The following is a 22,547-nucleotide window of genomic DNA, read 5'->3' as shown; positions in this document are numbered from 1 at the left end:
GCCGATGCCCGCAACACTGTCTTGCGTATCAGGCAATCAGGCGATCAGGACCAGCGCGACGCCGATCACGGTCAGCAGGGTGCCGCCGACGATCCGCGCGGTGATCTCGACATGCTTGAGCATCATCGCGCTCATCACCACGGTGACCAGCGGATAGATCGCGGCAAGCGGCGCCACCAGCGTGATCGGGCCGTTGCGGACCGCGGCGAACAGGCTGAGCGCGCTGAGCCCATTGCTGATCCCGGTCAGCGCGAACCAGAATCGGCCCTCGCGCGGCGCCTGCACCATGAAGCTGCCCTTGCGGACCCGTTGCACGGTCAGCACCACCAGCGAGGACATGACATAGCCGACCAGGCAGGCCCATAGCGGGCTCGGCCAGATCGCAAGGCCGAGCTTGGCGATCGGCGGCACGATGCCGCGCACCAGCGCGCTCGCGAGCGGCAGCAGCAGGGCCCAGCTGCGCCAATGGCCGAGGTCGCGCGGCCTCGTCACGGTGATGATGGCGGCGCCCGCGACCGCGACGACGAGGCCGATGAGCTGCTGCGGCAGCAAGGGCTCGTGCAGCAGCACCACGGCGGCGGTGACCGCAAACAGCGGCGCCAGATTGCCCAAGGTCGAGGTGATGACCGGTCCCAGCGCCCGGTTCGACGCAAAGGTCAGGAGCGTCAGCGAGGCCGGGAAGAACAGCCCGATCGCCATGAAGATCGGCAGGGCGCGCCAGACCACCGGCTCGCCGTGCAGGATCAGCGGCGACAGCACCAGGAACAACAGGGTGAAAGAGGGCACGCTGATCGCGGCGCCCGACAGCGGCTCGACGGTGCGCAGGCCGAGCTGCGCCAGCACCACCCCGGCGCCGAGGAAAATCGCCGAGGCGAAGGCGTAGACGATGGCTGCGGTCATGAGGTCCGTCTTGTTGGCTTCTTGTTAGCTTCTTGGGGCGCGGGTTGCTCGTTGGGGCCATTCTGGGCCGATCCGGGGTGCCTTGCCAATCCGGCTCCGGCGTTTTAGCACTCCGGCCGGATTTCCCCCGCTCGTCATGCCCGGGCTCGACCCGGGCATCCATCCATCTTCAGAGAGGCCTTTCGAAGCGGGATGGATTGCCGGGTCATCTGTGCGAGGACGCGCTTCGCGCTTTTGCCCGGCAACGACAACAACGATTAGCTCGAGGTAACATCATGGCGACCCATAAACTGCTGCTTCTCCCCGGCGACGGCATCGGCCCCGAAGTGATGGCCGAGGTGCAACGCGTGATCGACTGGCTGAATGCGCAGGGCATTGCGAAGTTCGAGACCGAGCAGGGCCTGGTCGGTGGCTCCGCCTATGACGCCCACAAGGTGTCGATCTCCGAAGGCGACATGGCCAAGGCGACGGCGGCGGACGCCGTGATCTTCGGCGCGGTCGGCGGCCCGAAATGGGACAGCGTGCCCTATGAGGTCCGTCCCGAGGCCGGCCTGCTGCGGCTGCGCAAGGATCTCGGCCTGTTCGCCAATTTGCGCCCGGCGGTGTGCTACCCGGCGCTCGCCGAGGCCTCGAGCCTGAAGCGCGACGTGGTCGAGGGTCTCGACATCATGATCGTGCGCGAGCTCACCGGTGGCGTCTATTTCGGCGAACCGAAGACCATCACCGATCTCGGCAACGGCCAGAAGCGCGCGGTCGACACCCAGGTCTACGACACCTACGAGATCGAGCGCATCGGCCGCGTCGCCTTCGACCTGGCGCGCAAGCGCAAGAACAAGGTGACGTCGATGGAGAAGCGCAACGTCATGAAGTCGGGCGTGCTCTGGAACGAGGTCATGACCCAGGTCCATGCGCGCGAATACAAGGACGTCACGCTCGAGCACCAGCTCGCTGATTCCGGCGGCATGAACCTCGTCAAGGCGCCGAAGCAGTTCGACGTCATCGTGACAGACAATCTGTTCGGCGACATGCTGTCCGACATCGCGGCGATGCTGACCGGCTCGCTCGGCATGCTGCCGTCGGCCTCGCTCGGCGAAGTCGACTCGAAGACGAAGAAGCGGCGCTCGCTGTTCGAGCCGGTGCACGGCTCGGCGCCCGATATCGCAGGCCGAGGCCTCGCCAACCCGATCGCGATGATCTCGTCGTTCGGCATGGCGCTGCGCTATTCCTTCGACATGGGCGAGCTCGCCGACAAGGTCGATGCCGCGATCGCGGCCGTGCTCGCCAGCGGCCTGCGCACCGCCGACATCAAGTCGGAAGGCACCACGCCGGCCAGCACGAGCCAGATGGGCGAGGCGATCCTGAAGGAATTGCAGAAGCTGCACGCGTGATGGCGCGCGGCTGACACAAACACGATGTCGTCCCGGCGAAGGCCGGGACCCATACGCCGCGGCTTCTCAATCTGAAGCGACTGGCAGACGAGCGTCATAACCAACAGCAGTGGTTATGGGTCCCGGCCTTCGCCGGGACGACGCAGGACGTTGAACATCAGTAAGCTGGGCAAAGCGAAAGCGCGCCCACCCTACACTTTGATCCAAATAAAAATGCCCGGCCGGAGCCGGGCATTTTCGTGTCGGTGCTCGCCGAAATTCTCAGTACAGCGGGAAATTCCGCGGATAGCCGCCGAGATCGGCCGGCGTGCTGAGCGGCTGGCGATCGATCGGGCGATTGTTGTTCTCGCGTGCGAACGTGGGGTAGCCGATCTCCGGCGGATACGCGTAATCGTTAAACTTGCGATCGCCCGGCAGCACTTCGGTGCCGGCGTCGAGCCACGAGCGCGTGGTGACGTAAACGCGGGTGCGCGGACCCTGCTGATAGACGCGGTTCGGACCCTGCGCGCCGTAATAGCGGCGGCCGTCGCGGTCATACTGCTCCTGCTGCTTGCGCTTGGCCGGGCTCTGCGCGCTGGCCGCGGTCATGCCGAACGCAGTTGCGGTGACGGCAGCCGCGGCAAGCAACACCACGAGCTTGTTCGCGGCAGGGAATTTCAAGGTCATCGCATCCTCGTCATTACGGCCCCATCGGGGCTGGCGCGTCCGCCAAAATCACTCGGAACACATTGTAGCCATGGTGGGGAGGCCGTCACTAGGTCAATTGCGCCACACCGGCCGAGATAATGCGTGTCCAAGCGCAAAAGTTTCATGAAAACCAGTGCCTTGCCACGGTCTCGCCATCAAAGGGCGCCGCGCAGGCGCGGGTTCTCGCTGCCCATGACCCAGTCGGCCGACAGGGCCGGCGCGCCGGAGGTAACGTAGTCGGTGCGCTTGAGCTCGGCATGCGCGAACAGGGCGGCGAGCCGCGGATCGTTGCCCGCGGCCAGCAGGGTCAGGCGGTTCAGCATGCAGACGATCGCGGCGCGCCGGGCCGGCAGGCTGGTGCCCTGGCAGGTCCAGCCGGAGATCCGGAGGTCAGGCGCGTCGGCCTGCTTGAGGAAGCCGAGGCAGGCGCGGTCGCCGTCCTGCCGCGCCGGGCGCAGCAAGGTGACGTTGCCGAACTTGCTGTCGACGATGCCGGCCGCCTCGAGCTCGCGGACGCCGCTCGGGTCGAGCCGCCCGGCAATCTCGGTGACCGCAGGGCCCATGGCCTCGCCGCTGGGGCGGTAGATTTCCAGCTCGGCGACCGGTGCACCGTTGGCATCGGCCCAGCGGAAGACGTCCTTGCGGCCGCCTTCGGGGTGCCGGAAGATCTCATAAGTCTCTGTTTTGTCTCGCAGATCGAGCCGGCTCACGGCAAACGCCGGCGCCGTGCGGCCGGCCGGGCTCCAGCTCGCGGCGGCAGGTGCCGCCATCGCCGTTGCGTCGGGTAGCTGCTTCCATAGATAGTTGCCGAGGACGACGAACAGCGCGAGCACGGCGACATAGGCGAACAGCCGGGAGAGCGTGGCGTACACCTCGTCGACGAAGCTCGTCAGCGCTGACGGATTTCTCGTATGATGGGGCGCGGCCGGACCGGCCCGAAATAAACGCATCAAAACGCTCAAAAGCTACGCAACGTTGTCTTGACGGGGTTTCTCGCATAGAAGCGCTGCCTCTTCCCTTTCCGCAGCTGGCGGGGGAACGGGCATTTTTCGTCGGAGAGTGAACGATGGGTTACAAAGTCGCAGTGGTCGGAGCGACCGGCAATGTCGGGCGCGAAATGCTCAACATTCTCGACGAGCGCAAATTCCCCGCCGACGAGGTCGTCGTGCTGGCCTCGCGCCGCAGCGTCGGCATCGAGGTCTCCTATGGCGACCGCACGCTGAAGGTGAAGGCGCTCGAGCACTATGACTTCTCCGACATCGACATCTGCCTGATGTCGGCCGGCGGCTCGGTCTCCAAGGAATGGTCGCCCAAGATCGGCGCGGCCGGTGCGGTCGTGATCGACAATTCCTCGGCCTGGCGGATGGACCCTGACGTGCCGCTGATCGTGCCGGAGGTGAACGCGGATGCGGTCGCCGGCTTCACCAAGAAGAACATCATCGCCAACCCGAACTGCTCGACGGCGCAGCTCGTGGTCGCGCTGAAGCCACTGCACGACAAGGCGACGATCACGCGCGTCGTGGTCTCGACCTATCAATCGGTGTCGGGCGCCGGCAAGGACGCGATGGACGAATTGTTCTCGCAGACCAAGGCCGTCTACACCAATGACGAGCTAGTCAATAAGAAGTTTCCGAAGCGCATCGCCTTCAACATCATTCCGCAGATCGACGTCTTCATGGAAGACGGCTTCACCAAGGAAGAGTGGAAGATGATGGTGGAGACCAAGAAGATCCTCGATCCCAAGATCAAGCTGACCGCGACCTGCGTGCGCGTGCCGGTCTTCGTCAGTCACTCCGAAGCCGTGAACGTCGAGTTCGCCAACCCGATCACGGCGGACGAGGCGCGCAACATCCTGCGCAATGCGCCGGGCTGCCTCGTGATCGACAAGCACGAGCCGGGCGGCTACGTCACGCCCTATGAGGCCGCCGGCGAGGACGCCACCTATATCAGCCGCATCCGCGAGGATGCGACGGTGGAGAACGGCCTGTCGTTCTGGTGCGTGTCGGACAATCTGCGCAAGGGCGCGGCGCTGAACGCCGTGCAGATCGCCGAGGTCCTGATCAACCGCAAGCTGATCACCGCGAAGCAGAAAGCGGCCTAGCAGCGGAAATCGGGAAGCGCGTGCCATGGCGGAAGCGGAAGAACCGGCGACCTACCGGCCCAATCCGACGCTGAAGCGCGTCGAAAGAAGCTTCGAAAGCCTGCTCTTCAACAGCCGCTGGCTGATGGCGCCATTCTATTTCGGCCTCGTCATCAGCCTCGCGGCATTGCTGCTCAAGTTCTGCATGGAGCTGTGGCACTTCATCCTGCATGTGCCGCAGGCCAAGGAATCCGACATCATCCTTGGCGTGCTTGCCCTGATCGACATCTCGCTGACCGGCAATCTGATCCTGATCGTGGTGTTTTCCGGTTACGAGAATTTCGTCTCGAAGATCGATCCGGAAGGGCACCCGGATTGGCCGGACTGGATGACCAAGGTCGATTTCGGCGGCCTGAAGCAAAAGCTGCTGGCGTCGATCGTCGCGATCTCGGCCATTCAGGTGCTGAAGGCGTTCATGAACATCGATACCATCTTCGATCCCAGCAAGCTCGCCTGGCTCGTCGGCGTGCACCTGGTGTTCGTGGTCTCGGCCTTCATGCTCGCGATCTCCGACCGCTGGGGCAGCGGCCATCACGGCGGGGAGTAGCCTCTATCCGCCTGATTTCAGCTCGTCGCGGACGCTGATGAATTCCTTCGCGACCCGGTCGAGCACGAACAGCGAGCCTTCGGCGACGCCGAAATAGGCGCCGTGCAGCTGCATCTCGCCGCTCTCCACGCGCTCGCGCACGAACGGGAAGGTCATCAGGTTCTCCAGCGAGCGGAACACCGCGGCCTTCTCGATGCGGACGACGAAGTCCTGCATCGTCTCATGCTCGCGTTGTTCGACGACCTCGCCGGGCTTGATGAACATCTGCATCCATTTGCCGATGAAGTCGCCCGGCGTGAGCGGCTTGATCTTGTCGACGAAGGCGCGGATGCCGCCGCACTGGGCGTGGCCCAACACCACGATATTCTTCACCTTCAAAACGGTCACGGCATATTCCAGCGCGGCCGAGACGCCGTGGGCGTTGCTGTCGGGCTGATAGACCGGAACCAAATTGGCGATGTTGCGGACCACGAACAATTCGCCGGGACCGGCGTCGAAGATCACCTCCGGCGAGACGCGGGAGTCGCAGCAGCCGATCACCATGGTCTCGGGAAACTGGCCGCGCTCCGACAGGTCGCGGTAGCGCGACTGTTCGGTCGGCAGCCGCTGGGTCGCGAATGTCCGGTAGCCGTCGATCAACTGCTTCGGAAAGAATTTCATGGCCTCTGGCTAACCACATGCGGGTAACGGGAACAAGACTTTCGGCGTGTGGCCTGAGATGATACGGCAGCGTTGAAGAATGGTTCCGCCCGATGCCCAAACAATGGACACCGGCGGAGCCCAAGCCCCCAGGAGAGTGTCGATGACCCGTCCGCGCCGCAGCCTGTTGTTCATGCCGGGATCGAATGCACGGGCGCTGGAAAAGGCCCGGACGCTGGCGGCGGACGGCATCATCCTCGACCTGGAGGATTCCGTGGCTCCCGACGCCAAGGCCACGGCCCGGGAGCAGATCGCCAAGGCGGTCGCGGCCAGGGGCTTTGGCAAGCGCGAGGTCCTGATACGCATCAACGCGCTCGACACGCCCTGGTGGGTCGACGACATCGGCATGGCCGGCAAGGCGCAGCCGGACGGGATCCTGGTTCCCAAGATTTCGACCGTCGGCGATCTCAACGCCGTGGCCGATCGCCTCAGCGACATCAATGCGCCTGCCTCGATCCGGGTCTGGGCGATGATCGAGACCGCGCGCGCGGTGCTCGACGCCGACAAGCTGGCCGCGGCATCGAAGGATTCCGAAACCCGGCTCGCCGGCTTCGTGTTCGGGCCGAACGACATTGCGCGGGAGACCCGGATCCGGATGAAGCCGGGCCGCGCGGCGATGATCCCGATGATCACGCATTGCATCCTGGCGACCCGCGCGCACGGGCTCGAGATCCTCGACGGGCCCTACAGCGACATCAGCAATGTCGACGGCTTCGCCGAGGAATGCGCGCAGGGCCGCGATCTCGGCTTCGACGGCAAGACGCTGATCCATCCGAGCCACATCGATGCCTGCAACGCGATCTTCACGCCGCCGGAGGCCGAGGTGGCCGAGGCGCGCAAGATCATTGCCGCCTTCGAGAAGCCGGAGAACGCCTCGCGCGGCGCGATCCAGCTCGACGGCCGCATGGTCGAGCGCCTGCACGCCGAAATGGCCAAGCGCACCATCGCGATCGCCGATGCAATCGCCGCGATGGGGCATTAGCCCCCCTGTGGGAGAAGGTGGCGCGAAGCGCCGGATGAGGGGTTGTCTCCGCTAGCGAGATTTATCCGTGCGGAGAGAAACCCCTCACCCGCACTCGCTTCGCGAGCGCATCCTCTCCCACAAGGGGAGGGGGTAAGACCGCGCCTGTATCAGCTGCCAAACCTCTCCGACGCCCATGATATGCCATAGCCGCGGGGCGGTCACATAATTTCTGAATAATAGAAGAGTACCGCTGATTTGCCCGACGAGTCAAGCTGCCATGTCGAGCGCCGGCAGCCGCCGGCTACTTTGCATGGGGTTGTTTTCGATATTTTGGCGGTGCGCCCCTCCAGGGGAGGGTGATTATCGCGCTCCAAACCTCTCCGCCGCCCACGCGTAGAGGCTGCCGGGGATCGGCGCCTCCTTGCCGCGCCCCTTCGGCGAGATGTGCAGGCCGATGATCCCGGGATCGTTCAGGTACTTCGAAAAATCCGACGGTTCGAAGAACAGTCTCGGCTCGGCGTGCACGGCGTAGAATGATCGCTTCGGCAGCGCGTGCTGCAATTCGCCTGCGCGGCGCGCCAGCGCGGTGAGCGCCGCCGGGCCGTAGATCGCGACGCGGATGTCGGCGAGGCGGTTGGATTTGCCGCGCAGCCGGCGCATCGCAAAGGTCAGGCGGTGGCGCAGCGCCAGCCAGTCCGGGATCAACTCGTCCTGCTGCATCAGCGCCTCGAAGGCGCGCACGATCGGATCGTCGGGCGGCAGATACAGCACGGAGTTGCCGAGCTGCCGCGGCCGCTCCCAGGCAAAATAGGGCTTTGCCGGATCGAGCTCGACGCCCTTCAGCAGCAGCACGTCGGCGTCGAGCCAGAGGCCGGCGCGCTGCGCCATCAGCCGCATGCGGAAGAAGTCGCTGAACTGCAGCATGGTCCAGTCGCGCCACGAGCCGTCGGGCTCCGCCGGGCGCAGCTTCTCCGCGAACGAATGCGGCAGCACGGCCTCGGCTTCGGCATTGCCGATACCGTCCGGCAGGCCGGGAATCGGATCAAAGCTGTAGACGGTGACCTTGTGCCCCGCCGCCACCTGCGAGCGCAGGCAGGTCTGGCGCAGCGCGTCCATCGAGCCGTGCCAGAAGGTGACGATGTCAGGCAGCATGCGCGTCAGCTATCAGCGGGTTTGCGGCGAGCGAATTCGGCAAAGAAAAGCCCCGGCGCCTGACGGCACCGGGGCACGATGATGCGCTGAGCCTCAAGCCCAGGCGCGTTCCTTGAGCTTGGTCTCGTAGCTGTCGATCGACGCCTTCTTCTCCATCGTCAGGCCGATGTCGTCGAGGCCGTTGATCAGGCAGTGCTTGCGGAACGGGTCGATCTCGAACTTGACCTTGCCGCCGTCGGGACCGCGGATCTCCTGGTTGGGGAGGTCGATGGTCAGCGTCGCGTTGGCGCCGCGCTCGGCGTCGTCGAACAGCTTGTCGAGGTCCTCCTGCGACACGCGGATCGGCAGGATGCCGTTCTTGAAGCAGTTGTTGTAGAAGATGTCGCCGAACGAGGTCGAGATCACGCAGCGGATGCCGAAATCGAGCAGCGCCCAGGGTGCGTGCTCGCGGCTCGAGCCGCAGCCGAAATTGTCGCCGGCGACCAGCACCTTCGCGTTGCGATAGGCGGGCTGGTTGAGGACGAAATCCGGGTTCTCGCTGCCGTCATCCTTGTAGCGCTGCTCGGAGAAAAGCCCCTTGCCAAGGCCGGTGCGCTTGATGGTCTTGAGGTACTGCTTCGGAATGATCATGTCGGTGTCGACATTGATGATCTTCAGCGGCGCCGCGACGCCTTCCAGCGTGGTGAACTTGTCCATCGGTGCTCTTCCCGGGCAAAAAATAGCGGATATCGGCCGGATGTTTATCGCGAATGTGACAGCGGTAAAAGGGCCATTTCTGCAGGGCTAGCCCGCATCGGCCTCAATCGCCTCCATATCGGCGTCGGAGAGGCCGAAATGGTGCCCGATCTCATGGATCAGCACGTGGCGGACGATGTGGCCCAGGGTCTCGTCGTGCTCGGCCCAGTAATCCAGGATCGGCCGGCGGTACAGCCAGACCAGGTTGGGCAGCCGGGCCACGTCGCTATGGCTCTGCTGCGGCAGGCCGATGCCCTGAAACAGGCCGAGCAAGTCGAACTCGCTCTCGGCCTGCATCTCGTCGAGCACCTCGTCGGTCGGGAAATCGTCGACGCGGATGATCAGGCCCTCGCAGAGGGCCCGGAACGTCTTGGGCAGGCGCTCGAAAACCTCGTGCGCCATGGCCTCCATCTCGGCGAGCGAGGGGGCTTTTTCTGTGGTCCACATGACACTCCTTTAGCGCGAGTGCTGTCGGCGGCGCCAGCGCAGTTGACCTTGGCGGCGCAATGGGAGACCGTGCCGCCAACGAATGGGGCTCAAGAATCGAGCTTGGGTGGGCGTAATGAAACGGATCGTGGCGGCAGCGTCGTTGGCTGTAGCAGTCGGGCTCTCGCTCCCGGCGACGGAGGCGCAGGCACAGAGCGCGGCAGCTGAGGCGCGCGTCGGCGAGGCGGCACCGGTCGTGCGCGAGCGTGTCGTCGAGCGCCGCCGGCTGAAGCGTGTGCCGATCTACCGGTCCCGGCCCGATCATTGGGAACCCGATGTCATCCCGCGCTACAACCCCGGTCCGAACGCCGTGCGCGACTGCACCGCGACTTATGTGCAGGAGCACCGGCCGAGCGGTACCGTGATCACGCCGCGCATGAACTGCTTCTGGCGGCCGGGCTAGTTGCGCGCGTATGTCGGCGCGTCGCGCCGATCATCGCAACAGCCGCGATCACTCCCATCGATCCATGGACCGCGACCGCCATCACCAATTGCGTGAGATGGCTTGCAGTGCCCATGGCGCCGCCCGGTCCTTGCGAGGCGAGCGCGACATCGATTGAAATGATGGAACCGCCGAGCGCCAACCATTTGCGCGGGCCTTGTTGTGCCATTGGCGATGTCCTGCGAGAGGCACCTCACAACATGCGACCATAGTCTATGCCGGATTTACGCATCGACACGAAAAATCCTGCGGCTGTGTCGGAACCTGAAGCGCGCTCGCAGCATTCATGATCGTGGCGCAGTTATTCACTTCCCATTCACGTCGTCCGCATTCTGCTTGCGATCTGCGTCGCGGCAACGGGGGTCGATTCGAAAGCTCAGGCGTTTTCCAGCGGAGCCTGTCCCGCACGTGAAGCGGGATGGACGTCGGCTCGCGTGAGGAAAACGCGTCAAAGCAAGAACTGATCGTCCGTTGCAAGACGTGACTTAAAGGGATCAAGGAGACAATTCATGAAGGCGATGAAGGTTCTGGGACTGGCGGCCGTCGGTGCCGTGTTGGTGTTGGCGGCGCCGGCCGAGCGTGCAAGCGCGATGTCGCTCGCCACGCCGGGCACAGCCGCAACGGTTCAGGACAATGCGAACCAGACGACCACGCAGGTACGCTGGGGCGGGCGCGGCTGGCATCGTGGCTGGCATCGCGGACATCACCGCGGCTGGGGGCATCGTCGCCACTGGCGCCGTTAATCGCGCGGCGTATCAGCGCAGATGAGACACAGGCCCGTGAGCAGCGGGCCTGTTGTCGTTCTCAGCCATCAAACCGGCAGATTTGCCCACGCGAGATGATATCAATCGCAATCTGCAGGAGTTGATCATGATGAGATGGATCGGTGTTGCGGCTGTCGCTTGTGCATTCGCGTTGACAGCGCCGGCATCGGCAACCGCCGCGGCATCAGCCAAGCCGCAGGCCGCGGCACCGCAGCGGCAAGCAGGCAAGGCAACGGATATCAGCGCGCAGCGCCATCATCACCATTACCATCGTCGCCACTATCACTACGGCTACCGTCCTTATTACCGGCCGTACTACCGGCCCTATTCCCATTATCGGCCGTACGGCTCCTATTATTACGGCCGGCCCTATTACTATCGGCCGTACCCATATGCCACGCCGGCGCCATTCACCTTCGGCTTCGGGTTCGGCCCGTTCTGGTGATGCGCGTCGTCGCGCTGGGCGCGATCAGCGCTGCAACGAGAGAGCAGCTCCGATCGGAGCTGCCCCGCCCGCCTCAGGGCGCGAAGCCCTTCGCCAGCAGCACAACGCCCTGCGCACCCGCCTTGCGATCCTTCGAGATCTCGACATATTCGGGCGACTCCGACCAGGCGCGGAATGCGGCTTCGTCAGGGAACGACATCAGCACCAGCTTGTCGCGATCCCAGCTGCCCTCGAGCACCGCGGGCTGTTCGTCGGCCGACAGCAGGCGTCCGTCGAATTTCCTGAACACGTCGAAGAAGCGCGCCTGATACCGATCATAGGCGGCGCGATCGGTCATCTTGAGTTGCACGATCACATAGACAGTCACTGACGTTTCTCCCGGACGTTTCGTCGCAGCGTTTTGCGCGTTCATGGCGCATTCAGTCAGCGGTTTCTAGCGTCATGCCGGGAGCGACTGCAATGAACGCAATGAAGCCGGCTGCCATGCAGCGTGGTGCGCATTGCCGTTGTGGGAGGTTCAGAGATGAGGGAGAGCTATTTGCGGCGCGGATTGGTGCGCCGTCTCGGCGTTGCGGCGGCCGTGGTCCTCGCATTGTCGGTCGCCTCGCAGCAGCGCGCCGAAGCGCTGTCGCTGGCGAGCCCGGGCGCAGCGCCCGCAGCAAAATCTGCGGCCGATGCCATGACGACCCAGATCCGGCATGGCGGTGGCGGCGGCCGCGTCGGCGGAGGTTTTCATGGCGGCGGCTTCCGTAGTGGTGGATTCCACGGCGGCGGGTTCCGCGGCTTCCATGGTGGCGGCTTTCGCGCCGCACCGGCGTTCCGTGGCGGCTATCGCCATGGCGGCTTCCATCGCCATTATGGCGGTTATCACCGCTTCTATGGCGGCGGTTACCGCTACGGCTATCGGCCCTATTATCGCCGGCACTTCCATCACCGGCGCTTCTTCTACGGATCGTCCTACTATTACCCGGCCTACTATCATCACCGCCGTTGCCGGGTGGTCTGGACCTATTACGGACCGCGCCGGATCTGCCGGCCGTGGTGGCACCACCGCCACTACTGGCGGCCGTACCGGGTCTATTGGTAAAGTCTGAAATGACAGCGGGCGCCTCACGGCGCCCGTCTTGTTGGGTCACTCTCTTTGCGCGCCAGAGCCTGTTCGAGCGAAGTGGACGCCGGTTGGCGTGAAGAAACCGCGTCAAGAGAGATGCGTTAATCCCAGTTCTTCAGCTTCCAGGACTTTATCTTCCACGGCGTCAGGTTTTCCATCCGCCATTGCGTCCAGCGCTCCGGCGGCCAATGGCTGAGGCGCGAGGTTTCCTTCACCTCGGGAAGCGGATCGATGATGCGCGCTACTGCACGACGGCGCTTCTGGCGCGTCGCGTCGCTGATCATGTCGACGAATTCGGGTTTATCGGCCACGGCACGCGCTCCTTGCGAAGGCTCGTTTTCGCAAGGAGGCAGTGTGCGTGCGCCCCGTTAACGAGCCGTTTCCGAAACGACTCGAGCTTGAGACGAAACCCGCGCGTACCTTACCGCCAGTCGCGGACGTCGACGAAGTGTCCGGCGATCGCGGCGGCCGCGGCCATCGCGGGCGAGACCAGATGGGTGCGGCCCTTGAAGCCCTGGCGGCCCTCGAAGTTGCGGTTCGAGGTCGAGGCGCAGCGCTCTTCCGGCTTCAGCTTGTCCGGGTTCATCGCAAGGCACATCGAGCAGCCCGGCTCGCGCCAGTCGAAGCCGGCCGCAATGAAGATCTTGTCGAGGCCTTCGGCTTCCGCCTGCTCCTTCACGATGCCCGAGCCCGGCACGATCATCGCGTTGACGTTGGCGTTGACGGTCTTACCCTCGGCGATCTTCGCAGCGGCACGCAGATCCTCGATGCGGCCGTTGGTGCAGGAGCCGATGAAGACACGGTCGAGCTTGATGTCGGTGATCTTCGTGCCGGCGGACAGGCCCATATATTTCAGCGCGCGATGCTTGGAGATGCGCTTGGCCTCATCGGCGATCTTGTCGGGATCGGGCACGAAGCCGGTCACCGAGATGACGTCCTCAGGGCTCGTACCCCAGGTGACGATCGGCGGCAGCTTGGCCGCATCGAGCCGGATCTCGTGGTCGAAATGCGCGCCCTCGTCGGAGCGCAGCGTCTCCCAGTAGCGCATCGCGGCGTCCCAGGCGGCGCCCTTCGGGGCCTTCGGGCGGCCGCGCAGGAAGTCGAACGCCTTCTGGTCGGGCGCAACCAGGCCGGCGCGCGCGCCGCCTTCGATCGACATGTTGCAGACCGTCATGCGGCCTTCCATCGAGAGCGCACGGATCGCCTCGCCGGCATATTCCAGCACATAGCCGGTGCCGCCGGCGGTACCGATCTCGCCGATGATCGCCAGGATGATGTCCTTGCCGGTCACGCCTTCGGGCAATTTGCCGTCGACGATCGCGCGCATGTTCTTGGCCTTCTTCTGGATCAGCGTCTGCGTCGCCAGCACATGCTCGACCTCGGAGGTGCCGATGCCGTGCGCGAGCGCGCCGAACGCGCCATGCGTCGAGGTGTGGCTGTCACCGCAGACGATGGTGGTGCCGGGCAGCGTAAAACCCTGCTCCGGGCCGATGACGTGAACGATGCCCTGACGCTTGTCGAACTCGTTGTAATACTCGATGTCGAATTCCTTGGCGTTCTCCGCCATCACCCGCATCTGCTCGATGCTTTCAGGATCGGGGTTCGGCTTCGAGCGGTCGGTGGTCGGGATGTTGTGGTCGACGACGGCGAGTGTCTTCTCGGGCGCGTGCACCTTGCGGCCGGCGGCGCGCAGCCCTTCGAACGCCTGCGGCGAGGTCACCTCGTGCACCAGGTGGCGATCGATATAGAGCAGGCAGGTGCCGTCGTCGGCCTCGTGGACCAGATGGTCGTTCCAGATCTTGTCGTACAGCGTTGTCGGTTTGGACATGAGCTTCAGCTCCAGAAGAAATTCAGTGGTGGAATGGCATGAGCGCGTCTTAAGCGCGCGGACAGGCGAAAGCGTCCAGGCAGCGTTACGCTGCGCGTCTAAGCTCTGATGTTGCCGACGTCGCAAAGCGCCCGAAGAAGCGGCCGGGCAGCCGCGAGCGATCGTCGATCACGACGCGCTTGCAGGTCTGACTTGGGCAGCGCTGGCTTGCTTGATCCGGAACCATTCTAAATTTCTAACACAGGGCTCGCGCCCGCGACAATCGATCCATGCGCGGGCCTGCACGTCAGATAGGTATGCCGCAACAAAAAAGCGCGGGGCAGGCCCCGCGCTTTCGGTCACATCCGGTTGTCGTTTGACGCGTTTTCTTGACGCGAACCGGTCCCCACTTCGCTCGAAAACGCTACGAGGGAAAAATTACTCGCCGACGGCGGTCTGACGGTCCTGCTTCTCGACGATGCGGGCCGACTTGCCGCGCAGGTTGCGCAGGTAATAGAGCTTGGCGCGACGAACCTTGCCGCGACGCACGACCTTGATCGAGTCGATCATCGGCGACATCACCGGGAAGACGCGCTCGACGCCTTCGCCGTAGGAAATCTTGCGCACGGTGAAGCTCTCGTTGAGGCCCTGGCCGGAACGACCGATGCAAACGCCCTCATAGGCCTGCACGCGGGTGCGCTCGCCTTCGACCACCTTCACGTTGACGATGACGGTGTCGCCGGGTCCGAATTCCGGGATATCCTTGGTGGCGGCGAGCTTGTCGAACTGCTCTTTTTCGAGCTGCTGAATAAGGTTCATTGAAATCTCCATCGGCGGCGCGCCCAGCCTTTCGCGGGCTGCGCAAACGTCCATCTATCCTGCGCGGGTGCGGATTTGGCCGCCCGTATAAGGCAAAGCGCAGGGTTTGTCACCCGTCTGTCTTGTTTTTTGTCCTTCGCGGAGCGGCTTTTTGGCCGGCCTTGCGGGCCCAGAGATCGGGCCGCCGGGCCGCCGTCAGGGCCTCGGACTGGGCCAGCCGCCAGGCCGCGACCTTGGCGTGATCGCCGGAAATCAGGATTTCCGGGATTTGCCGGCCCTCGAACTCCTGCGGGCGGGTGTATTGGGGGTATTCCAGTAATCCCTCGGAAAAACTTTCCTCGGTTCCCGAGGCCTGCTTGCCCATCACCCCCGGCAACAGGCGGACGCAGGCGTCGATCAGGGCCATCGCGGCGATTTCGCCGCCGGACAGCACATAATCGCCGATCGAGACCTCCTCGAGGCCCCGCGCCTCGATCACCCGCTGGTCGATACCCTCGAAGCGGCCGCAGACGATCAGGGGGCCGGGCCCGGCCGCCAGCTCCGCGACTTTGGTCTGGGTCAATGGCCGACCCCGCGGGCTCATCAGCAGGCGCGGGCGGTCAGGCGCGATATCGGCCGCGTCGATCGCCGCCGCCAGCACATCGGCCCGCAGCACCATGCCCGGACCGCCGCCGGCCGGCGTGTCGTCGACGCTGCGGTGCTTGTCGATGGCCGAGGCCCGGATGTCGCGCGCTTCCAGCGCCCACAGTCCGCCAGCCAGCGCCTTGCCGGCGAGGCTCACGCCGAGCGGCCCCGGAAACATGTCCGGGAACAGGGTCAGCACGGTGGCGCGCCATGGTGTCGCCTGGGCTGGGGTGTCTTGCGATGTCATGGCCTCTGGTTACGGCACCACGGCCGTGAGGTCGAGGCTCTGCATCATCGCGGCCGCATCCACCGCGCGGCGGAAGTCGGCGAGCGCGAAGGTCGCGACGTTGATCTTGCGGAGGTTCAGCAGGCCTTCGGCGGCGAGGCCGGCGAGCTGGCCTGGTGCCGTGCGATCGTACATGAACTGCCCGACCACCTCCCAGTCATTGGCCAGCATCTCGCGGAACGAGAGTTCGAGCGGCACCTCGGCGCTGCCCATCAGCACCATCCGGCCGCCACGCCTGAGCGCGCGCAGAGAGGCCAGTGTGGTCGACGTGCTCTTGGCGGCGCCGAGCAAATCAAGCGCGACATCTGCGCTGCCGCCGGCGGCGCGGCGGATGACCGCAAGGTCGGCTGCGGCATCGCCGCTGACGACGGCGGGAATGACGCGTGGGCCGAACGCATCGCGCAATTGCTCGAGCGCGGCCTCTTTGCGTCCGACCGCAACGACGCGGCCTGCGCCCATCGCCACCGCGAGCATCACGCCGCCCGAGCCGAAATAGCCGGTGGCGCCGTTGACGATGATGGTCTGCCCGCCGCGCAGGCCGGAGCGCTGCAATCCGCCGAACGGCACGATCAGCTTTGCCAATCCGATCAGCTCGGCCGCCGGTTTGTCGTCGAGATTGGCGAGCGGCGTGACGCAGGCGGCCGGCCAGTGCGCGATCTCCGCGAACACACCGTCGCGCCAGCGCGTCTGCAAGGCGAGCGCCTCCGGCGTCGTCACCGTCGCGGTGAGGCCGATCAGGATCTGCGGCGGATCGCGATCCGGCACGTCGCCGCGCAGATGCGGGCTGAGGAACACGCGGTCGCCGCTTTGCACATGGGTGACGTTGTCGCCCGCGGCGACGACGCGTGCGATCGCATTGGTGCCCGGCACGAACGGCATCGGCGGCAGGCTGTAGGGCAGCGCGCCGGACAGAAGCCTGTTGGTGTAGGACAGCACCATGCCGGCCTCGATCCGCACCACGACGCCATCGGGCGTGGGCTTCGGCGTCGCGACATCCTCGAAGCGAAGATCATTGTGGGCGTGCAGCCGCCAGGCCTTGTGCGTGCTTGTCATTATCATCCTCCGTGGCACCATTGGTTAGGTAGCCCGGATGGAGCGAAGCGCAATCCGCTCCAACCTCCCCTTGAAATGGGGAGGTCGCTTTGCTCGCGAGAGCAAAGCGGGTGGGGATCAGCTCTGTCCGCTTGCAGCATCGCCCGCGGCTGACCCCCATCCCGACCTTCCCCCTTTCAGGGGGAAGGAGAAGATGGACGGTCGCCCGGGCTTAGGCACGTGATGCGTCACGCCGCCTTCGGATCGTCAGCGAGATGCCGCGCGAGCACGACCGCAAGCGGACAGATCGCCAGCGCCGTGAGCGCGGTCGCCGCCGTCGCGAGCGTCGGACCGAGCGCGTCGCCAAGCAGGCCGTAGATAACAGGCGCGATCGCGCCCGATCCGATCGTTCCGGTATAGAACAGCGCGAAGGCGCGCTCGGTCTGGTGCGCGGGGGTGAGCTCGGGCACAGTGCCATAGAGCACCGATGACGTGCCGTTGAGCATCACGCCGAGCAGCGGCAGCAGCACGATGGCCGGTGCGAGCGGCAGCGCCAGCACCGCGACGATCAGCGCCGCCGTGCCGCCTTCGGTGATCAGCACGGTGCGCAGCGTGCCGACCCGCTCGCCGAGCCAGCCGCAGGTGAATTTTCCCGCGGCGCCGCCGATGAAGACCAGCGCCAGCGCAAGGCCGTTGGTCGGCAGCGAGGCGCCCTTGTCGCGCAGCAGGAACGGCAGGAAGGTGAGGAAGCCCATCCTGACCGCGGTGTCGAGAATTCCGATCGCGAGCAGCCAATGAAAGCCGCGGCCTGTGCTGGCGCCGCGCGATGCTGATGCCGCCTTGTGCTCGGCGCCCTTGCCGACCGACGGCATCCAGAGCGCAATGCAGACCGCGACGAGCAGGCCTGCAAGAGCGAGCACGAGCAGCGTGTGCCGCCACGACATGATCACCAGCAGGATCGAGGTCAGCGCCGGGATCGCCGCCTTGCCGAGATCGCCCGAGAAATTGTAGATGCCGAGCGGCCCGCGCGCCGCCGTGCCATAGGCACGCGACACCGCTGATGAAGCGATCGGATGCTGCGTGCTCGAACCCGCGCCGGAGAGCGCGAGCGCGAGGCCGAGACCAATGACACCGCCGGAGAATCCGGCAAACGCGTAGCCGAGCGCCGACAGCGCCGTGCCCGCGATCAGGATGACCTTGCCGTCGATCCGCTCCGCGATGCGTCCGACCGGAATCTGCAGCCCGGCCATGGCGCCGGCATATAGCCCGCGCAGCAGCGCCAGCAGGCCGTAGCTCAGCGCGAATTCGGCCTGCCAGACCGGCAGCAGCACGTAGATGACGTCGGTGTAGCCGTCGTGGAGGGCGTGGTTGAGCCCGGTCACGGTCAGGGTGCGGGTTGATCGGGCCCGGTCGGGCCGCGTCGTGCCGGTTTCAGCCGACACGCTCATTGCCGCCCTCCAGTGCAAGAAAATCTAAAGTTTGGACGGGCGAGCATCAGGAGTGGACCTCAAAAAAGAAAGCTATGTAAGTAGCTTGTATGGCAGTATGCGCCGCCAAAGCTGTTGTCACAAATCAGTAATAATCGGATCATGCGTTAGAAAATCTTGTATTGAGGGATCAATGTTCGTCCCACGTCGCAGCCTGCCACCGCTCAATGCGGTCCGCGCCTTCGAGGCCGCCGCACGGCTCGGCAGCTTCAAGGAGGCCGCCGCCGAGCTCAGCGTGACCCATGGCGCGGTCAGTCAGCAGATCCGCCTGCTCGAGGAATGGCTGGGCGCGCCGTCGTTGTTTCGGCGATCGGTGCGGCGCGTGGTGCTGACGCCGTCAGGCGCGGCATTGCTGGCGGAGTTCGCGCCCGCGCTCGACCGGATTTCGGCCGCCGTGCAGCAGCATCGCGAGCGGCGCGGCGATGCAGCGGTCGCGGTGCTGCGCGTCAATGCGCTCGCGACCTTCAGCCTGCGCTGGCTATTACCGCGGATGAGCCGGTTTCGCGCCGAGCATCCGGATATCGAGGTACGCCTGAGCACGTCGAACGATCCGGTGGATGCGTTGTCTGAATCATTCGACGTCGTGATCCGCGGTGGCCCCGACACCTTCCACGGCTTCTCGTCGCGCTTCCTGGTGTCGGAGCGCAGATTGCCGGTGTGCAGTCCGTCGCTATTGGCGCAGCTGCCGCTCAATGAGATCGCGGACCTCTCCAGGCACACGCTGCTGCATGTCACGTCGATGCCGCGGCTGTGGCGCGACTGGCTCACCGAGGCCGGGCAATCCGCGCTGGAGCCGGCGGCCGCGCTGACCTTCGATCACTTCTATCTGACGATCCAGGCCGCGCTCGATGGGCTCGGCGTTGCGATGGGACCGACCGCGCTGATCGCGGACGATCTCGCGGCCGGGCGTCTGGTGACGCCGTTTCCGGATGTTAGCCTGCCGGCGCGGAGCTACTTCGCGTATTTTCCGGCGGGCCGCAGCAACGATCCGCACAGCGCGGTGTTCTGCGACTGGCTCGAGCAGCAGGGCCGGATGACGGGCTGAAGATTTTATCTGATCAGGCCGCCGACGGATCGTCGCCGTCGATTTCCTTGGGCAGGTCGATCACCACGCGGCCGCCGTCGAGATCGACAGTCGGCACCACGGCATTGGTGAACGGCAGCAGCATCGTCGCGCCCTGCGGCGGGGCGATCTCGATGATGTCGCCGGCGCCGAAATTATGGATCGCGATCACCTTGCCGAGCGGCTGCTCTGATGTCGTCACCGCGGCGAGCCCGATCAAATCGGTGTGGTAGTATTCGCCGTCGTCGGTGTCCGGCAGCCGGTCGCGCGGAACGTAGAGCTCGAGGCCGTTGAGCCGTTCGGCATCATCGCGGCTGGCGACGCCCTTCAGCGTCACCACCAGATGGTCCTTGGCCTCGCGCGCATGCGTGACCTCGAACTGGCGCGTGCCGTCCTTGGTCATCAGCGGGCCGTAGTCCTTCACGGCCAGCGGATCTTCGGTAAAGGTCCAAAGCCTGACGGCGCCGCGCACGCCATGCGCAGCGCCGATTCGGGCGACACAGACGAGGGACGGCATCAGCGGGCCTTATCCTTCGAGACGCGGCGAAGACGCCGCTCCTCAGGATGAGGTGAGAGACCCTCGTGCTGAGGAGCACGGCGAATGCCGTGCGTCTCGAAGCACGAGGCCGAGGTCATCGTCTTGGTACCTTACGCCTTGGCGGCGGCTTCGGCCTGCGCCTTGCGCTCCTTGCGCGGCACGGCCTTTTCCGGGTTGTTGCGCGCGGTGCGTTTCACGACGCCGGCGGCGTCGAGGAAGCGGGTCACGCGATCCGACGGCTGCGCGCCCTTGGCGAGCCAGGCCTTCACCTTGTCCATGTCGAGCTTCAGGCGCGACTCGTTGTCCTTCGGCAGCAGCGGGTTGAAGTGGCCGAGACGCTCGATGAAGCGGCCATCGCGCGGGAAGCGCGAGTCGGCAACGACGACGTGATAGACCGGACGCTTCTTGGTGCCTGCGCGAGCGAGGCGGATAACAACGGACATTCAGTTCTCCTTCAGTGTTGGTTCAAAGTCTGTGTTGGTCAGTTACGCCGTCATTGCGAGGAGCGAAGCGACGAAGCAATCCATGTCTCCGCGCGCGGTGAGATGGATTGCTTCGCTGCGCTCGCAATGACGAAAGAGGGTCATTTCTTCTTGCCCGGGAAACCACCGAGGCCCGGCAGCATCGGCTTGCCGGAAAGGCCGGTCAGGCCCGGCACATTCGGCAGGCCGCCGCGTAGGCCGGCCGGCAAATCCTTCGGCAGATTGGGCAGACCGCCGCCGGCGCCGCCCTGCATCTTCTCGGCCAGCGCCTTCATCTCCTCGGCCGAGGGCGGCTTCATGCCGCCGCCGAAGCCCATCGCCTGCGCGATGCCGGCGAGCGGGCCGCGCTTGCCGCTTCCCATGGCCTTCATCATGTCGGCCATGTTCCGATGCATCTTCAAGAGCTTGTTGACGTGCTCGACGCTCTGGCCGGCACCCGCCGCGATGCGCTTCTTGCGGCTCGCCTTCAGGATGTCCGGGTTCTTGCGCTCCTGCCGCGTCATCGAGTCGATGATCGCGACCTGGCGCTTCAAGATCTTGTCGTCGATGCCGGCCGCCGCGATCTGGTTCTTCATCTTGGAGATGCCGGGCATCATGCCCATCAGGCCGCCGATGCCGCCCATATTGGCCATCTGCTGCAGCTGTTCGCGCATGTCGTTGAGGTCGAACTGACCCTTGCGCATCCGCTCGGCGGTGCGCGCGGCCTTCTCGGCGTCGATATTGGCGGCGGCCTTCTCGACCAGCGAGACCACGTCGCCCATGCCGAGGATGCGGCCGGCGATGCGGCTCGGATGGAAGTCTTCCAGCGCGTCGGTCTTTTCGCCGGTGCCGATCAGCTTGATCGGCTTGCCGGTGACGGCGCGCATCGACAGCGCCGCGCCGCCGCGGCCGTCGCCGTCGACGCGCGTCAGCACGATGCCGGTGAGGCCGACGCGTTCGTCGAACGAGCGCGCGAGGTTGACCGCGTCCTGGCCGGTGAGGCTATCCGCGACCAGCAGCACTTCGTGCGGGTTGGCGGCGGCTTTGATCTCGGCCGCCTCCTTCATCATGTCTTCGTCGAGCGTGGTGCGGCCGGCGGTGTCGAGCAGCACGACGTCGTAGCCGCCGAGCTTGCCGGCCTCTAGCGCGCGCTTCGCGATCTGCGGCGGCATCTGGCCGGCGACGATCGGCAGCGTCGGAATGTCGAGGTCGCGGCCGAGCACCGCGAGCTGTTCCATCGCCGCCGGGCGGTAGACGTCGAGCGAGGCCATCAGCACCTTGCGCTTGTCGCGCTGGACCATGCGGCGCGCGAGCTTTGCGGTGGTGGTGGTCTTACCGGAGCCTTGCAAACCGACCATCATGATCGGCACCGGCGGCACGGAGTTGATATCGATGGTCTGGCCGTCGGAACCGAGCGTGGCGACGAGTTCGTCATGGACGATCTTCACCACCATCTGGCCCGGCGTCACCGACTTGACGACGGTGGCGCCGATCGCCTGCTCGCGGACCCGGTCGATGAAGCTGCGGACCACCTCGAGCGCGACGTCGGCCTCGAGCAGCGCGCGGCGCACCTCGCGCATCGCGGCATCGACGTCCTTTTCGGTCAGCGCACCGCGCCCCGTCAGACGATCGAGAATGCCACCAAGCCGTTCCGACAGATTGTCGAACAATGCCGTTGTCCTTCGTTGCGCCCGTGAGCGCGGTCACCCGTTTCTCGTCATACCCCGCGAAAGCGGGGTATCCAGTACGCCGCGGCCTCCCGGTTCAATCCGAGGTACCTCTGGGATACTGGATCACCCGCTTTCGCGGTGATGACCAGATAATTTGCCTCGGCACCGTGCCAAGACGATGGTCCAAACGCTTTCGCGCCCGAGGGCGCATCGCGCTGTCGGGCGTTGGCCTCTGGCCTCCAGGACCAGTCGGCGGGTCGAAAAGACGGAGCTTTCCGAGAAAGTGGCCGCGTTAAACGC

27 protein-coding genes are annotated in these 22,547 nt (G+C 65.2%); 9 read left to right on the top strand and 18 right to left on the bottom strand.

Features of this window, described 5'->3' with window-relative positions; translation table 11 throughout:
* Positions 1-36 precede the first annotated feature (36 nt).
* Positions 37-900: an EamA family transporter gene (locus IF803_RS12705; RefSeq protein ID WP_431016160.1), complete on the bottom strand. Its 864-nt coding sequence runs from the start codon at positions 898-900 to the stop codon at positions 37-39.
* Between the two features lie 275 nt (positions 901-1,175).
* Between IF803_RS12705 and leuB the strand changes: the two genes are divergently transcribed.
* Positions 1,176-2,288: a 3-isopropylmalate dehydrogenase gene (gene leuB / locus IF803_RS12700; protein ID WP_304498093.1), complete on the top strand. Its 1,113-nt coding sequence runs from the start codon at positions 1,176-1,178 to the stop codon at positions 2,286-2,288.
* Positions 2,289-2,549: 261 nt separating this feature from the next.
* Here the strand turns inward: leuB and IF803_RS12695 are convergent, their stop codons facing one another.
* Positions 2,550-2,954, bottom strand: coding sequence for a hypothetical protein (locus IF803_RS12695; RefSeq protein WP_016847645.1), 405 nt, complete (start codon positions 2,952-2,954; stop codon positions 2,550-2,552).
* A 176-nt stretch (positions 2,955-3,130) separates the two neighbouring features.
* Entirely contained in the window at positions 3,131-3,925 is a 795-nt protein-coding gene (locus tag IF803_RS12690; RefSeq protein ID WP_461192345.1) for a hypothetical protein, read from the bottom strand.
* Between the two features lie 116 nt (positions 3,926-4,041).
* On the opposite strand from IF803_RS12690, the gene IF803_RS12685 reads away from it, so the two are divergent.
* Together IF803_RS12685 and IF803_RS12680 are read left to right on the top strand one after the other, a co-directional pair.
* The gene (locus IF803_RS12685) at positions 4,042-5,076 is read left to right on the top strand and encodes an aspartate-semialdehyde dehydrogenase (protein WP_304498095.1); all 1,035 of its coding nucleotides are present in this window, start codon (positions 4,042-4,044) and stop codon (positions 5,074-5,076) included.
* Between the two features lie 25 nt (positions 5,077-5,101).
* A complete protein-coding gene (locus tag IF803_RS12680; protein ID WP_028340854.1) occupies positions 5,102-5,662 on the top strand; it encodes a TIGR00645 family protein in 561 nt (186 codons plus the stop codon).
* A 3-nt stretch (positions 5,663-5,665) separates the two neighbouring features.
* On the opposite strand, the gene IF803_RS12675 is transcribed toward IF803_RS12680, so the two are convergent.
* On the bottom strand, positions 5,666-6,322 hold the full coding sequence (locus IF803_RS12675; RefSeq protein WP_028340853.1) for a carbonic anhydrase: 657 nt from the start codon (positions 6,320-6,322) through the stop codon (positions 5,666-5,668).
* 142 nt (positions 6,323-6,464) lie between these two features.
* Here IF803_RS12675 and IF803_RS12670 point away from each other — a divergent pair, with 142 nt between their 5' ends.
* Complete coding sequence (locus IF803_RS12670) at positions 6,465-7,343, top strand: HpcH/HpaI aldolase/citrate lyase family protein (protein ID WP_461192344.1); 879 nt, start codon at positions 6,465-6,467, stop codon at positions 7,341-7,343.
* A 342-nt stretch (positions 7,344-7,685) separates the two neighbouring features.
* On the opposite strand, the gene IF803_RS12665 is transcribed toward IF803_RS12670, so the two are convergent.
* The 3 genes from IF803_RS12665 to IF803_RS12655 form a co-directional block, all read right to left on the bottom strand.
* Positions 7,686-8,477, bottom strand: a complete 792-nt coding sequence (locus IF803_RS12665; RefSeq protein ID WP_461192343.1) for a glycosyltransferase family 32 protein — start codon at positions 8,475-8,477, stop codon at positions 7,686-7,688.
* Positions 8,478-8,570: 93 nt separating this feature from the next.
* Positions 8,571-9,173, bottom strand: coding sequence for a 3-isopropylmalate dehydratase small subunit (gene leuD, locus IF803_RS12660; protein WP_016847636.1), 603 nt, complete (start codon positions 9,171-9,173; stop codon positions 8,571-8,573).
* Positions 9,174-9,260: 87 nt separating this feature from the next.
* Complete coding sequence (locus IF803_RS12655; protein WP_016847635.1) at positions 9,261-9,659, bottom strand: metallopeptidase family protein; 399 nt, start codon at positions 9,657-9,659, stop codon at positions 9,261-9,263.
* 115 nt (positions 9,660-9,774) lie between these two features.
* On the opposite strand from IF803_RS12655, the gene IF803_RS12650 reads away from it, so the two are divergent.
* Positions 9,775-10,101: a hypothetical protein gene (locus tag IF803_RS12650; protein ID WP_304498100.1), complete on the top strand. Its 327-nt coding sequence runs from the start codon at positions 9,775-9,777 to the stop codon at positions 10,099-10,101.
* Here IF803_RS12650 and IF803_RS12645 read toward each other — a convergent pair.
* On the bottom strand, positions 10,064-10,309 hold the full coding sequence (locus tag IF803_RS12645) for a hypothetical protein (RefSeq protein ID WP_461192342.1): 246 nt from the start codon (positions 10,307-10,309) through the stop codon (positions 10,064-10,066). The two genes, IF803_RS12650 and IF803_RS12645, sit on opposite strands and share 38 nt — an antisense overlap.
* A 340-nt stretch (positions 10,310-10,649) precedes the next feature.
* On the opposite strand from IF803_RS12645, the gene IF803_RS12640 reads away from it, so the two are divergent.
* Together IF803_RS12640 and IF803_RS12635 are read left to right on the top strand one after the other, a co-directional pair.
* Entirely contained in the window at positions 10,650-10,883 is a 234-nt protein-coding gene (locus IF803_RS12640; protein ID WP_016847632.1) for a Slp family lipoprotein, read from the top strand.
* Positions 10,884-11,010: 127 nt separating this feature from the next.
* Entirely contained in the window at positions 11,011-11,349 is a 339-nt protein-coding gene (locus IF803_RS12635) for a hypothetical protein (RefSeq protein ID WP_461192341.1), read from the top strand.
* Positions 11,350-11,422: 73 nt separating this feature from the next.
* On the opposite strand, the gene IF803_RS12630 is transcribed toward IF803_RS12635, so the two are convergent.
* Positions 11,423-11,716: a DUF1330 domain-containing protein gene (locus IF803_RS12630; protein ID WP_461192340.1), complete on the bottom strand. Its 294-nt coding sequence runs from the start codon at positions 11,714-11,716 to the stop codon at positions 11,423-11,425.
* A 156-nt stretch (positions 11,717-11,872) separates the two neighbouring features.
* Between IF803_RS12630 and IF803_RS12625 the strand changes: the two genes are divergently transcribed.
* Positions 11,873-12,436, top strand: coding sequence for a hypothetical protein (locus IF803_RS12625; protein WP_461192339.1), 564 nt, complete (start codon positions 11,873-11,875; stop codon positions 12,434-12,436).
* Positions 12,437-12,561: 125 nt separating this feature from the next.
* Here IF803_RS12625 and IF803_RS12620 read toward each other — a convergent pair whose 3' ends face one another.
* From IF803_RS12620 to IF803_RS12595, 6 genes are all read right to left on the bottom strand, one after another.
* Positions 12,562-12,771, bottom strand: coding sequence for a hypothetical protein (locus tag IF803_RS12620; protein ID WP_016847629.1), 210 nt, complete (start codon positions 12,769-12,771; stop codon positions 12,562-12,564).
* A 110-nt stretch (positions 12,772-12,881) separates the two neighbouring features.
* Entirely contained in the window at positions 12,882-14,288 is a 1,407-nt protein-coding gene (leuC, locus tag IF803_RS12615; RefSeq protein WP_461192338.1) for a 3-isopropylmalate dehydratase large subunit, read from the bottom strand.
* Positions 14,289-14,705: 417 nt separating this feature from the next.
* Positions 14,706-15,086, bottom strand: coding sequence for a 50S ribosomal protein L19 (gene rplS / locus IF803_RS12610; protein WP_018269387.1), 381 nt, complete (start codon positions 15,084-15,086; stop codon positions 14,706-14,708).
* 109 nt (positions 15,087-15,195) lie between these two features.
* Positions 15,196-15,957 carry a tRNA (guanosine(37)-N1)-methyltransferase TrmD gene (gene trmD / locus IF803_RS12605; protein WP_461192337.1) on the bottom strand — a complete coding sequence of 254 codons (762 nt, stop codon included), beginning with the start codon at positions 15,955-15,957 and terminating at the stop codon, positions 15,196-15,198.
* Between the two features lie 9 nt (positions 15,958-15,966).
* The gene (locus IF803_RS12600; protein ID WP_461192336.1) at positions 15,967-17,049 is read right to left on the bottom strand and encodes a zinc-binding dehydrogenase; all 1,083 of its coding nucleotides are present in this window, start codon (positions 17,047-17,049) and stop codon (positions 15,967-15,969) included.
* A gap of 227 nt (positions 17,050-17,276) precedes the next feature.
* Positions 17,277-18,476 (bottom strand): MFS transporter, encoded by a 1,200-nt coding sequence (locus IF803_RS12595; RefSeq protein WP_461192335.1) that lies wholly within the window; start codon positions 18,474-18,476, stop codon positions 17,277-17,279.
* Positions 18,477-18,648: 172 nt separating this feature from the next.
* Between IF803_RS12595 and gcvA the strand changes: the two genes are divergently transcribed.
* On the top strand, positions 18,649-19,560 hold the full coding sequence (gene gcvA / locus IF803_RS12590) for a transcriptional regulator GcvA (RefSeq protein ID WP_461192334.1): 912 nt from the start codon (positions 18,649-18,651) through the stop codon (positions 19,558-19,560).
* A 13-nt stretch (positions 19,561-19,573) separates the two neighbouring features.
* On the opposite strand, the gene rimM is transcribed toward gcvA, so the two are convergent.
* The 3 genes from rimM to ffh form a co-directional block, all read right to left on the bottom strand.
* The gene (gene rimM, locus IF803_RS12585) at positions 19,574-20,095 is read right to left on the bottom strand and encodes a ribosome maturation factor RimM (protein ID WP_461192333.1); all 522 of its coding nucleotides are present in this window, start codon (positions 20,093-20,095) and stop codon (positions 19,574-19,576) included.
* 131 nt (positions 20,096-20,226) lie between these two features.
* Entirely contained in the window at positions 20,227-20,559 is a 333-nt protein-coding gene (gene rpsP / locus IF803_RS12580; RefSeq protein ID WP_028340838.1) for a 30S ribosomal protein S16, read from the bottom strand.
* A 140-nt stretch (positions 20,560-20,699) separates the two neighbouring features.
* Entirely contained in the window at positions 20,700-22,247 is a 1,548-nt protein-coding gene (gene ffh, locus IF803_RS12575; RefSeq protein WP_461192332.1) for a signal recognition particle protein, read from the bottom strand.
* Positions 22,248-22,547: the final 300 nt, after the last annotated feature.

The sequence above is a fragment of the Bradyrhizobium sp. UFLA06-06 genome, assembly GCF_054820065.1.
The sequence above is the reverse complement of the archived record's forward strand: the minus strand, read 5'-3'. Positions and strand labels throughout refer to the sequence as shown.